Source organism: Streptomyces gilvosporeus, assembly GCF_002082195.1.
Lineage (GTDB): Bacteria > Actinomycetota > Actinomycetes > Streptomycetales > Streptomycetaceae > Streptomyces > Streptomyces gilvosporeus.
Genome location: NZ_CP020569.1, coordinates 4,025,986 through 4,038,283, shown reverse-complemented (window position 1 = coordinate 4,038,283; position 12,298 = coordinate 4,025,986). Strand labels below are relative to the sequence as shown.

Here is a 12,298-nt window from a genome sequence, read left to right as displayed (position 1 = left end):
CCCGGCCGGCGGTCAGCCGGTGATCCGCATCAGCGTGATGCGGTCGCCCTCGACGGTGAAGGCGAAATCGGACGGGCCGGTGTAGCCGTTGCCGCCGACCTGGAGACTGACGACGGTGGTGGCGCCCTGGGCCCGTACGGCCGTCACCTCCAAGGTCACCTGGCGGCCGATGAACTCGGCGTCGCTCCATTCGCGGATCTCCTCGGGCCCGCGGAACTCCCGCCCCCAGTCGTTGACCGCCCCGTCGTCGGCGAAGGCGGCGAGAAAACCGTCGATGTCCCCGCCGTTGGCGGCGCGCAGGGCACGGTCGACGGGCGCGGGCAGCGGCGGGGTGGGCATGGCGGCTCCTTGGCTCCGTGCACGGACTCCGGCCCCGGGCGGCGGCGCGGGTGGCATCAGTACAACCCGCGCGGGCCCCGGCACCGGCGAGCGCGGCGGGGCCGCGGCGTGTCGTGTCGCGACCGCGCCGCTATTCCGCCACCGCCTCCACGATCGAGGGGAACGCCGCCGTCGGCAGCACCCGGGTCAGCCGGAATCCCCCGTCCGACAGCAGCGTCGCGAGCTCCTCCGCGGTCCGCTCCCGCCCGTCCAGCAGCGCCATCATCGCGACATCCATCGTCTTGCCGAAATGCGGCGCATTGCCGGGCGGCAGCACGGAGTCGACGATCAGCAGTCGGCTGCCGCGGGCCATCGCCCCGTGACAGGTACGCAGAATCCGCCGGCAGTCCGCATCCGGCCAGTCGTGCAGCACATGCTTGAGGACGTACACGTCGCCGCCCGCCGGCACGGACACGAAGAAATCGCCCTCCTCGGTGCGCCAGCGGCCCTTGAGCTCGTCACCGTCCAGCAGATGACGGGCCAGCGGCGGCGGCTGATCGAAGAGCACCCCGGTCAGCTGCGGATGACGGCGCAGCGCGGCGCGCAGCAGCCCGCCGCGGCCACCGCCCACATCCACGACCGTGCCGGTCTGCGGGAACGGATACGCCGCGGCCACCGCCTCGTCCACCGGGGCCGACAGCGACGCCATCCCGGTGTCGAACAGCGCACGCCGCTGCGGATCGGCCGCCAGATGCGCGAAGAGCGGCGCCCCGACGAGCCGTTCGAAGGCCGCGCCGCCCTCCCGCACCGCCTCCGGCATGCCCTCCGCCGTCCGCCGGAACAGCTCGTCGGTGATCAGCATCACGGCGGGATGCAGCGAGTCGGGGACGCCGGTGCGCAGCACCCGGGCCGCCGGCGTCAGCTGGAAGGCGCCCGAGGCGTCCTCCCGGAAGATGCCGCGGGTGGCCAGATAGCGCAGCACCCGGCGCAGATGCGGGGCGTGGGTGTCGGTGGCGACGGCCAACTGCTCGACGGTGCGCGGGCCCTCGGCCAGATGATCCGCGATGCGGTACTGGGCCGCGGTGCGCAGCGCGGCGGAGAAGAGATGGCCCATCGCCTGCTCCATCAGATGGGCCGCGATATCGCCGGGCGCGCCGTTCGGCGGGGTGGATGCGAGGGCCATGTCTGCCTCCAATCAACGGCGTGGGCGGGCTGATTCACGGTGGCAGGAGGGGGCGCGGGTGTCACGAGGCTGACAGCGACGACCCGCGAAGTCCGGCCAGCCGGGCGGGAGCGGACCGATGCCGTCCGGTACGTACACCCCAGGGCGCCGCCGCGGCCGTTCATGGTCGAATGCCCGTATGAGCGACAGCGACCACTCCCGACCCGTAAGTGACCTCTCGCGCACCCTCCTGCACGGCGACACGCCGCCCACCGACGGCGTCTCCCCCGACTCCGAACCCCTCGTCGCCCGGCCCGTCCTCGACGCCGCGCTGGCCCCGCTCGACGACCGCCTCGCGGACCTGGTGGCGCTCTACGAGGATCTGCACCGCCACCCCGAACTCGGCTTCCAGGAAACCCGTACCGCCGCCTTGGCCGCCCGCCGGCTGACGGCACACGGCTACGACGTCACCACCGGTATCGGTGGCACCGGCGTCACCGGCGTCCTGCGCAACGGCCCCGGCCCGGTGGTCCTGCTGCGCGCCGACATGGACGCCCTGCCCGTCACCGAACACTCCGGCCTCGCCTACGCCTCCACCACCCCCGGCCGGATGCACGCCTGCGGTCACGACGTCCACGTCACCTGCCTCCTGGGCGCCGCCGACCTGCTCGCCGCGGCCCGCGAGCAGTGGTCCGGCACCCTGATCGTGCTCTTCCAGCCCGCCGAGGAAATCGGCAACGGCGCCCAGGCGATGCTCGACGACGGCCTCTACAGCAAGGGCCTGGTACCCGTCCCCGATGTGGTGCTGGCCCAGCACGTCGCCCCGCTGGCCGCCGGGCTGATCGCCTACTGCCCCGGCGCCTGCATGGCCGCCGCCGACAGCCTGGAGATCACCTTCCACGGCATCGGCGGCCACGGCTCCCGCCCCGAGACCACCATCGACCCCATCCTGATGGCGGCGTCCTTCGTCCAGCGGGTGCAGTCCGTGGTGGCCCGCGAGGTCGCCGCCAAGGACCAGGCCGTGGTCAGCGTCGGCTCCTTCCACGCCGGCGACACCGCCAACGTCATCCCCGACCGGGCCGTCGTCCGCATGAGCGTGCGCACCTTCGACGAGACCGTACGCACCCGGGTCCTGGCCGCCATCGAACGCATCGCCGGTGCCGAGGCCACCGCCTCCGGCGCCGACCGCACCCCCGAGATGAAGATCCTCGACTCCTTCCCCGTCACCGTCAACGACTCCCCGACCCTGCACCAGGTCAACGCCCAATTCACCCAACTCTTCGGCGCCCAGCGCCTGTTCCCCTATCACCCGGCCTCCGGCAGCGAGGACGCCGGCCTCCTGGCCACCGCCGCCGACGCACCGCTGTACTACTGGTGGCTGGGCGGATGGGACCCGGACGCCTTCCACACCGCCCTGGCCGCGGGCCGCCTGGCACAGGACATCCCCTCCAACCACTCCCCGCATTTCGTACCGGTGGTCCGGCCGACGCTGACGATGGGGGTCCAGGCAATGGTTTCCGGTGCCCTCAACCGGCTTGCTGCGTAGGGAGGTTGAGGGTCGGGCGGTGGGTCGGACGGTGTTCCTTCCCCCCGTGTGTCCCTCGTGTGTCCGTCCCCTTTGACCTTGTCCCTGGGGGAAGGCCCAGCATCGGGCGTACCGGGCGAGAGGCCCGGTACGAGGAGGGCGGCGGACCGGCGTCCCGGCGGATGGCGAGGACCGGAGCCCCGGCGGATGAACGCGGACGGGAGGGACGGCGGATGAGCGCGGACCGCGGCGGCGAACTGCTGACGATCGGCGCCTTCGCCCGTGCCTCCCGGCTGTCGCCGAAGGCCCTGCGGCTGTACGACGACCTCGGCCTGCTCACCCCGGCCCATGTCGACCCGTACAACGGCTACCGCCGCTACGCCCCGACCCAGTTGGAGCGTGCCCGGCTGGTCGCCTGGCTGCGCCGGCTCGGCATGCCGCTGGCCCGTATCCGCGACGTGTGCGAGCTGGCACCCGGCGCGGCGGCCGAGGCGGTCGTCGCGTACTGGGCGCAGGTCGAGGCGGACACCGCCGCCCGCCGGGACCTGGCCGCCTTCCTCGTCGACCAGCTGAAGCGGAAGGACACCACCGCCATGACCACAGACTCCACGCCCACGCCCGGCCGTTCCCTGGCCATGCTCCCCCATAGCCTTAAAGGCATGGGAGGTGCCCCCAGCGCCGCCGGGACCGACCGGGGGCTGGTCCGCCCGGTCAACCAGGACGCCGCGCACGCCGGACCGCGGCTGCTCGCGGTCGCCGACGGCTGCGGCGAACGCGGCGAGCAGGCCGCGGCCGCCGCCCTCGACGCGCTCCGGCCCCTGGAAAACCAGGACCTCACCGGCGCGGACCTGCTCGGCGCCCTGGAGGAGGCGGCCCGGCGCGCCCACCGCGCGGTCCAGGCGGCGGGCGGCGCGAGCGGGGCGGACGGGGCGAACGGCTGCACCCTGACCGCACTGCTGCGCTCGGGCTCGCGGCTGGGACTGCTGCACGTAGGGGACTCGCGCGCCTATGTACTGCGCGATTCCGGCCTCTTCCGGATCACCCATGACCACAGCGTGGTCCAGTCCCTGGTCGACGAGGGCCGGCTCACCCCGGAGGAGGCCCCCCACCACCCCGACCGCCCCCTGCTGCTCCGCGCCCTCGGCTACGGCGACGACGTCGCCCCCGACCTCCAACTCCTGGAGGCCCGCCCACGCGAGCGCTACCTCCTGTGCACCGACGGCGTCTCGGGCGTCGTCCCCACCGAGTCCCTCGCCGCCGCCCTCGCCGCCGCCTCCACCCCCCAGGACGCCGTCCGCGACGTGATCGCCCTGGCCCACGACGCGGGGGCACCGGACAATGTGGCGTGCGCGGTGGGGGAGTTGGCGTAGCGGACCGGCCGCGCGGGCCATGACCCGGCCCTCGGAAATCTCCCCCGGCTCCAGCCCGCGCAACGTCACCGAACCCACCCACCCTGAACACAACGATGGCCTGCACCACCCCAACGGGGTCGTACAGGCCGTCGTCACGCAGGACCCGGATGTACCGACAGCATCCGACATACGGTGCGGGCCCTATCGCAGTCGCGCTGCGACATGCCGGGCCGGTGTCAGCGGCGGCCGCCGCCTGCCCGCAAGGCAGTGTCGCTGATGTCGCCCCCGGCAGTCTGCGAGAGGAGGCCGAGGTTCTTGTGGTTGTCGATGAAGATGGTGCAACCGTTGTCCGGGGGGAACAGGAGGCTGGTGATGCTGAACGACGGCGTGCAGCGAATATTCTGATGGATGTGCCCGCCGTCCGGGCCTCCGGCCTCGGCCGCGCCTGCCGCCGACAGCAGCAACGCACCGGCCCCCAGGGTGCCCGCGGCCACACGCAGTGCCTTACCCATGACGGAACTTCCTTCCTGTCCTGATCCCGGTCGTGCACCGGGATCACCGCGATAACGCGCCAGCCACGTGTAGATCACGCCGGGTTGCTCCATCGAGGTGACGGCACCGCGAATGCAGGGGGGGAAGCCAGGGACGATCGCCCTCGTGACCGGGCTCGTTCCAGGCCGGCACAGCCCCGATGACACCAAGGGGACCATCCAACCCTCAAGGGCCGGGCGCTCCCACCGCCCCCGTCGTCAAGCCAACCCCTTCAGCATCCCCTTGAAGTACAGCTGCGGCAGCCCGTAGCGCTTGAGGAACCACATGTCGGTGCGCTCGCGGGTGGTGTCGAGGAACGGGATCGACGGTGCGGGACGCAGGTCGTAGTCGAACTCGGCCAGGAGCATCTTGTGGCGGGCGGTGACCAGGGGGCAGGAGGTGTAGCCGTCGTAGTGGGCGGCGGCGGGGCGGCCGCGGAGGCCGTCGAGGAGGTTGGCGACGAGGACGGGGGCCTGTTTGCGGATGGCCGCGCCGGTCTTCGACGTGGGCAGATGGGCCGCGTCGCCGAGCGCGAACACCTCGGGGAAGTCCGGGTGTTGGAGGGTCGTACGGTCCGCCGCCACGTACCCGTGGGGCGAGGCGGGGTCGGCGAGCGGGCTCTCGGCCAGCCACTGCGGCGCGCGTTGCGGGGGTACGGCGTGCAGGAGGTCGTAGCGCAGGGTCTCGGCGGCGCCGGTGGTGTGATCGGTGACGACGGCCTCGCGGGCGGCGCCGTCCAGGCTCGTCATCTCCGAGCTCAGCCGCACCTCGATGCCGTAGCGGCGGGCCGTCTCGGTCAGCGCCCGGTCGAACACCGGCACCTTGAACATCGCCGGTTCCGGAAGCACGAGGATGATACGGATCGCCCCGAGGACACCGCGTTTGCGCCAGTGGTCGGCCGCCAGATACGCGATCTTCTGCGGTGCGCCGCCGCATTTGACCGGGCCGGACGGCATGGTGAACAGCGCCGTACCGCGGCGCATCCGGCGGATCGCCTCCCAGGTGTACGGGGCCAGATCGGGCCGGTAGTTGCTGCTGACGCCCCCGTGGCCGAGGGCCGGGGCCAGGCCCGGTATGCCGTCCCAGTCCAGCTGGAGGCCGGGGGCGAGGACGAGGCGCCCGTAGGAGAAGACCCGGCCGGATGTGGTGGTGACCGTACGGGCGACGGGGTCGACGGCGCTCGCCCGCTCGCGCAGCCAGCGCACGCCGGGCGGGATCACCTCCGCCTCGGTGCGCAGGGAGGCCCGCAGCGGGGCCTGGCCGCCTCCGACGAGCGTCCACAGCGGCTGGTACCAGTGGGTCTCCGACGGTTCCAGCAGCGCGATGTCCCGGACGCCGGCGCGGCGCAGCCGGGCGGCGACGGTGATGCCCGCGGTACCGCCGCCGACGATCAGGATCTGGTGGTGGTGCGGGGCGGGGGGCGGCGTCATGGGGGTCCTCTCGGTTGGGGGATGGATACGTTGCGGTGTCGGCCCCCGCTAGAGGCGGGGTATCGCGGATACCGCCATGGTCAGCGCGAGAACGCCGACCAGCGCGGCGAAGGACCTGGTCAGGGCGGCTGCGGGCACCCGGGCGGCGAGGCGGTTGCCGAAATAGCTCCCGGCCGCCGCACAGGCCGCGAAACCGGCCAGCAGCGGCCAGTCCAGGTGGCCCGTACCGGCCCGGGTGGCCAGCGCCGTCGCGGAGTTGACGAGGATGACGAGGAGGGAGGTGCCGACGGCGACCGGCATCTCCAGGCCCAGGACCAGGGTGAGCGCCGGTACGACGACGAAGCCGCCGCCGACGCCGAAGAAGCCGGTGAGGAGGCCGACGGCGGAGGCGGTCGCGGCGATCCGCGCGGGGTGGGCGGGAGCCCGGGACCGGGCGGGCGCTTCCCGATCCCGCCGGCCCCGTAACAGCAGCGCCGCCGCCACCACGAGCATGAGCCCCGCGAACGCCGCCATCAGCACCGCCGGGTCCAGCGCCGCGCTCCAGCGGGTGCCCAGGTAGCTGCCGGCCGTGCCCAGCGCACCGAAGACCGCCCCGGCCGCCCAGCGGACCCGGCCCGCGCGGGCGTGGCAGATCAGCCCGCTCACCGCGCCGACCGCGACCACCACCAGGGCGCCTGCGGTCGCCTCGTGCGGCGACTGGCCCAGCAGATAGACCAGCGCCGGTACGGCCAGAATCGATCCGCCGCCGCCGAGCGCGCCCAGCAGCCCCCCTATCAGCAGCCCGCACCCCGCAACCGTCGCGGCTAAGACGACGGACACGCTAGACGGAGGGGCGGGTCGGGGAGGCGGGGGACGAGGCCGGGGACAGCGCGACCGCCCCCGTCCCGTCGGCCCACTCCGCGACAAAGGCGAACCGGTCGCCGCGGACCACCGTCTCGCGCCACTCCACCGGCCGCGCCCCGGCCCGCCCCAGCCGCTCGATGGCGAACGCCGCCTCCCGGTCGGCCAGGCCCAGCAGCCACGCCTGCCGGATGTCCGGCAGGAACGGCTGGATGCGTTCGCGGCCGCCGGTGACCTGCACCCCGCAGCGCCGCGAGAGTTCGCCGTAGAGCGAGGTGTGCCCGAAGTCCGTCGCCAGCAGCGGCTCGGCGATCTCGGCGGGCAGATACGCGGTGTCGTGGGCGAGCGGTTCGCCGTCGGCCAGCCGCAGCCGTTCCAGGACGATCAGCGGCGCCTCCGGCGGCAGCCCCAGGTGCCCCGCGATCGTGCCGTCCGCGGTGCGCTCCAGCCGCAGCACCTCGCTGCGCTGCTCGACGCCCTGCCCCTCCAGATCGCGATACAGGCTGTAGAGCGAGCCGAGGGGCTGCTGTATGCGGCGGGTGTCCAGGCGGCTGGCGCGGCCGCGTTCGGCGATCACCAGGCCGTCGGCGCGCAGTTTGCGCAGCGCCTCGCGCACGGTGTGCCGGCTGACCTCGTACTCACCGGTGAGCCGGTGCTCGGCCGGGAACTCCTCGGTGAACTCCCCGGCCGCCACCCGGCGCCGCAGATCGTCGAAGAGCTGGGCCCACAGGGGGAGCGGCGAGCGCCGGTCCAGGGGGCGCGGGCCGTGGTCGGCGACCGGCTGAGGCTTCGTCATGAGGCTCCTCCGCAGGGCATGGTGGAGTGCAGCGCGCCGCTTGCTTCCGCATCCCGGCGCTTCAGGTCCGTACACCCCGACGCTAATGTACGTACATCCGTGCATCCGCACAACGGACTCTGCCCGAGGCGGACCTCGGGCACCCGCTCTGGAGGCCACCGTGCACTTCGCGCAGTACTACCTCGACTGCCTGTCCCAGGCGTCGTACCTGATCGGCGATCAGCGCTCCGGACGCGCCGTCCTCGTCGACCCGCGCCGCGACATCGACGACTACCTGCGCGACGCGGACGAGCTCGGCCTGCGCATCGAACTCGTCATCGAAACGCATATTCACGCCGACTTCCTCTCCGGCCACCTCGAACTCGCCCGGGCCACCGGCGCCACCATCGCCTTCGGCGAGGCCGCCGAAACCGGCTTCCCGATACGGCGGTTACGCGACGGCGAGCGCCTCTCCCTGGGCGGCATCGCGGGCGACGGGGTCACCCTCACCGTCCTCGCCACCCCCGGGCACACCCCCGAGTCCATCTGTCTGGTCATTCATGAACACCCCGACGACGACGTGCCGTTCGGCGTGCTGACCGGCGACACCCTCTTCGTCGGCGACGTCGGCCGACCCGATCTCCTCTCCTCCGCCGGACACTCCCCGCAGGAGATGGCCGCCCGGTTGCATCGCTCCCTCCACTCCAAACTCATGGTTCTCCCGGACGCGACCCGGATCTTCCCCGGACACGGCGCGGGCTCGGCCTGCGGCCGCAACCTGTCCACCGAGACCAGCTCCACCATCGGCGACCAGCGGCGCCTCAACTACGCCCTGCAACCCATGCCGGAGAGCGCCTTCGTCGAGCTGGTCACCGCCGGACAGCCCGCCGCCCCCGGCTACTTCGCCCATGACGCGGCGCTCAACCGGAACGGGCATCCCCTCCTGGAGGCCACACCGCTGGCGGCCCTCACCCTGAAGGAGGCCCGCACGGCCCGCGACGAACACGGCGCCGCCCTGCTGGACTGCCGGCCCCTCGCCGACTACACCCGGGCCCACCTCACCGGCTCCCTGCACACGGGACTGAACACCCGGTTCGCCGAATACGCGGGCTGTGTGGTGCCCCCCGGCACCCCCATCGTGCTGCTCGCCGACCCCGGTACGGAGGACGAGGCCCGCCTGCGTCTCGCCCGTATCGGCTACGACCGCGTCCTGGGCCATGTCCCCGACCCGACCGCCGCCCTGGCCCGCGAGCCCGCGCTGACCACCCCCACCCGCCGCCTTACGGCCGCCGAACTCGCGGCCAATCCCTGCCAGTTGATCGACGTCCGCAACCCCACCGAATACGAGGCGGGCGCCCTCCCCGGCGCCCGCAACATCCCCCTGGCCACCCTCACCCACCACCTCGACCACCTCGACCGCACCCGCCCCGTCGTCGTCTACTGCCACAGCGGCAACCGCTCGGTCATCGCCGCGGCCCTCCTGGAGGCACGGGGGTTCGGGGATGTGCGGGATGTGGTGGGGGGGTATCGGGGGGCGGTGGAGGAGGGGGTGGCGGGGTGAGGCCGGGGTGCGGTGTGGTGGGGGCGCGTCGGGGTGTCCCGTACGGGCATCGGCGCGTTCGCCGTACGGCCTGGAGGCGGGCTGGGGCGTCCCGTACGGCCGTCACCGCGTTTGCCGTACGGGCTGGGGTATCCCGTACGTCCCTCACCGCCGTACGGTCAGCGCCACGGCCGGCGCCGCCGTCAGGCACAGGGCGGCCGGGAGCAGCAGCGACGGGTGCGCGCCGGGCGCGGCCGGGGTCCCGGACAGGGTGAGCCCGACGCCCGCGGTCACCGTCATCACGGACTTGGTCACCCCGGACGCCTCGCCCGCGCGCCCGGGGCGGACGACGGCCTGGGTGCCGGTGAGCGCCAGCCCGCCCGCCGCCCCCAGCGCCGACGCGGCAGCGGTCGCGGCCACCAGGAGCGCGGTCGGTCCGGTGGCACACCCGACGGCCAACAGGGCGGGCGCCGCGATGCCGAGGCAGCCCGCCATCACGGGAACGGCCGCGGCCGGAGGCACCCGCCCGGCCAGCGGGCCGCCCAGCGCCAGCGCCGCGGCCGGCGCGAGACATGCCACCCCGGTGCCCAGCGGCGACCGGCCCGGCGCCTGCTGGAGCGTCAGCGGGACGGCGTACAAGAGCGCCACGGTCGCCGAGTTGGCCACCGCCCCGGCCGCCGTCAGCGCGACATACGGCCGGTTGCGGAACAGCCCGAGATCCACCAGCGGGGCCCGGCAGCGGCACTCGACGCGGACGAGGACGGCGCCGAGCAGCAGCGCACCGGCCGCCCAGCCCCAGTCGGCGGGGCGCTGAAGCCAGAGGGCCAGGCAGGCGGGCGCGGCCGTCGCGGTGACGGCCCCGCCGGCGTCGAGGGGGTGGCCGGTGGCGGCCGAGTCGCGGGACTCGGTGGCCCGTCGGGCGCACAGCGCGGCGGCCGCGGCGAGCGGAATCGTGAGCCAGAACACGGCCCGCCACGAGGCGCCCTGTGCCAGCGCGCCACCGAGGAACGGCCCGCCGACCATACCCAGTCCGGCCAGCCCCAGCGCCCGGCCGATGGCCCATCGGCGGCACTGCGGCGGGAAGGCGTTCGTGAGCAGCGCCAGCCCCACGGGCATGATCAGCGCGCCTCCCGCCCCCTGGACCACCCGGGCCGCCACCAGGACGGGCACCGACGGCGCGAGTGCGCACCACGCGGCACTGCCGCCGAAGAGGCCCAGCCCCAGCAGCAGCATCCGCCGCCTGCCGTACAGATCGCCGAGCCGCCCGGCGACGGGCATCAGCGCGCCCGCGGCGAGGAGATAGCCGCTGACGATCCACGGAGTCGCGGCCGGGGAGCCGCGCAGGGCGGTACGGATGACGGGCAGCACCAGATTGAGCGCAAAGGAATCCAGCTGCACACAGAAGGCACCGAGAGCGACGGCGAGCAGGGCGGGGTTGCGGGCCGGGGATACGGGCACGGGTGCGGATCTGGGCTCGGGTACGGACGCGGGGTGAGCCTTGCGGCGGGTCATCGGCTGCCTCTCGTGCCTCTCGCGCGCGTGGCGTACGTACATACGCCACGCGCGACGCCATATGTCGGGGACATTCGGGGGTACGCGAGGGGATTGGAGGCACCGGAAGCGGGGCAGAAAGGCCCGGGCGGCCGCGGAAGACGCGCGGACGGCGGCAGGTGCAAGAAGCCGTACGACGGGCGGGGTTACCGGGTCGGCCCTACGGCCGGCAGCGTCGTACAACAAACGTTCAGCGATCGTTGATCGCTCATCTTCATGCTGATGCGCATGTTGCGCCGTGTGACCACAGAGCATGCAGATGACGCCCGGGACATTCAAGAGCCGCAGGCGTCACAGATCGCCCTCACCTGGACCGGGGAGCCGGGACGGATGGAGGAGCTGACCCACGGCATGCTCCTCGACCAGGCCGATCGCGCGGCCGCGGCGCTCGCGCGGCTGGGGGTGCGGGCCGGTGACCAGGTGGCGGTGCATCTGCCGCTGGTGCCCGAGTCGGTGATCGCCACGCTCGCCTGCGGCCGCCTGGACGCGACACGCATCACGCTGCCGGTCTCGCTCACGGTACCCGAAATGGCCTCCCGCACCCGGGAGTTGGGTGCCCGGGTGTTGATCACGGCGGACGCGGCGTTCTGGGACGGGGCCATCCGTCCGGTCAAGGCGGTACTCGACCACGCCCTGGCGCGCGGCCGGGCCGCGGGCGGCGACCAGAGCCGTACGGTCCTGGTGGTGAACCGCTGCGCACGCCCCGTCTCCTGGACACCGGGACGGGACCGCTGGTGGCACGAGGCACTCGACGAGTGTGCGCCGCGGTCCGTCCGCCGTTAGCCGCCGTCCGTCCTCCGGTTGTTCCGCACCACCTCGAGGTACTCGGCCACCGCGTCCCTGTTCCGCGTCAGGCACTCGATACGCGCCGTCATACGGTCGCGTTCCAGCTCCAGTGTGCCGAGCATCTCCGGTGTCGCGTCGGCGAAGTGAATGACCCGGGGCTTGTCCAGGCACGGCAGGATCTGCTTGATGATCCTCGTGGGCAGCCCGGCGTCCAGCAGCCCCCTGATCTGCAGGACCCGGTCCACAAATCGCTCGTCGTACTCCCGATAGCCGTTCGCGGCGCGCTGGGCGACGATCAGCCCCTGCTCCTCGTAGTACCGCAACAGCCGCCGCGGCGTGCCGGTCTGCTCCGATAGCTCTCCGATGCGCATGCGCTCCCCCTCGCCCCTGACCGTCGGATCAGATCCGTCACATCTCAGATCCATCACATCGACGTGATGGTTCGAGCGTACGCAGCGGACGCACCGGCACCGGCACCGGCACCGGCA

12 protein-coding genes are annotated in these 12,298 nt (G+C 73.3%); 4 read left to right on the top strand and 8 right to left on the bottom strand.

The features are described from left to right. Positions 1-12 precede the first annotated feature (12 nt). Together B1H19_RS17705 and B1H19_RS17700 are read right to left on the bottom strand one after the other, a co-directional pair. A complete protein-coding gene (locus tag B1H19_RS17705) occupies positions 13-339 on the bottom strand; it encodes a nuclear transport factor 2 family protein (protein WP_083105655.1) in 327 nt (108 codons plus the stop codon). A gap of 130 nt (positions 340-469) precedes the next feature. Beyond that, positions 470-1,501 carry a methyltransferase gene (locus B1H19_RS17700; protein WP_083105654.1) on the bottom strand — a complete coding sequence of 344 codons (1,032 nt, stop codon included), beginning with the start codon at positions 1,499-1,501 and terminating at the stop codon, positions 470-472. 178 nt (positions 1,502-1,679) lie between these two features. On the opposite strand from B1H19_RS17700, the gene B1H19_RS17695 reads away from it, so the two are divergent. Next, positions 1,680-3,026: an amidohydrolase gene (locus B1H19_RS17695; protein WP_083105653.1), complete on the top strand. Its 1,347-nt coding sequence runs from the start codon at positions 1,680-1,682 to the stop codon at positions 3,024-3,026. 212 nt (positions 3,027-3,238) lie between these two features. After that, positions 3,239-4,375, top strand: coding sequence for a MerR family transcriptional regulator (locus B1H19_RS17690; RefSeq protein WP_083105652.1), 1,137 nt, complete (start codon positions 3,239-3,241; stop codon positions 4,373-4,375). Positions 4,376-4,593: 218 nt separating this feature from the next. Here B1H19_RS17690 and B1H19_RS17685 read toward each other — a convergent pair whose 3' ends face one another. The 4 genes from B1H19_RS17685 to B1H19_RS17670 form a co-directional block, all read right to left on the bottom strand. After that, positions 4,594-4,869, bottom strand: a complete 276-nt coding sequence (locus B1H19_RS17685) for a hypothetical protein (protein ID WP_083105651.1) — start codon at positions 4,867-4,869, stop codon at positions 4,594-4,596. A 237-nt stretch (positions 4,870-5,106) separates the two neighbouring features. Next, complete coding sequence (locus B1H19_RS17680) at positions 5,107-6,318, bottom strand: NAD(P)/FAD-dependent oxidoreductase (RefSeq protein ID WP_083105650.1); 1,212 nt, start codon at positions 6,316-6,318, stop codon at positions 5,107-5,109. 48 nt (positions 6,319-6,366) lie between these two features. Further along, positions 6,367-7,137 carry a sulfite exporter TauE/SafE family protein gene (locus B1H19_RS17675; RefSeq protein WP_083105649.1) on the bottom strand — a complete coding sequence of 257 codons (771 nt, stop codon included), beginning with the start codon at positions 7,135-7,137 and terminating at the stop codon, positions 6,367-6,369. Between the two features lies 1 nt (position 7,138). After that, positions 7,139-7,954, bottom strand: a complete 816-nt coding sequence (locus B1H19_RS17670; protein WP_083105648.1) for a GntR family transcriptional regulator — start codon at positions 7,952-7,954, stop codon at positions 7,139-7,141. A 160-nt stretch (positions 7,955-8,114) separates the two neighbouring features. Between B1H19_RS17670 and B1H19_RS17665 the strand changes: the two genes are divergently transcribed. Continuing rightward, a complete protein-coding gene (locus B1H19_RS17665) occupies positions 8,115-9,494 on the top strand; it encodes an MBL fold metallo-hydrolase (RefSeq protein ID WP_107426035.1) in 1,380 nt (459 codons plus the stop codon). Between the two features lie 144 nt (positions 9,495-9,638). Here the strand turns inward: B1H19_RS17665 and B1H19_RS17660 are convergent, their stop codons facing one another. Further along, positions 9,639-10,931 carry an MFS transporter gene (locus tag B1H19_RS17660; protein ID WP_237289368.1) on the bottom strand — a complete coding sequence of 431 codons (1,293 nt, stop codon included), beginning with the start codon at positions 10,929-10,931 and terminating at the stop codon, positions 9,639-9,641. Between the two features lie 333 nt (positions 10,932-11,264). Here B1H19_RS17660 and B1H19_RS17655 point away from each other — a divergent pair, with 333 nt between their 5' ends. Further along, entirely contained in the window at positions 11,265-11,807 is a 543-nt protein-coding gene (locus tag B1H19_RS17655) for an AMP-binding protein (protein WP_237289366.1), read from the top strand. Here the strand turns inward: B1H19_RS17655 and B1H19_RS17650 are convergent. Next, positions 11,804-12,181 carry a MerR family transcriptional regulator gene (locus tag B1H19_RS17650; protein ID WP_083105645.1) on the bottom strand — a complete coding sequence of 126 codons (378 nt, stop codon included), beginning with the start codon at positions 12,179-12,181 and terminating at the stop codon, positions 11,804-11,806. The two genes, B1H19_RS17655 and B1H19_RS17650, sit on opposite strands and share 4 nt — an antisense overlap. Positions 12,182-12,298: the final 117 nt, after the last annotated feature.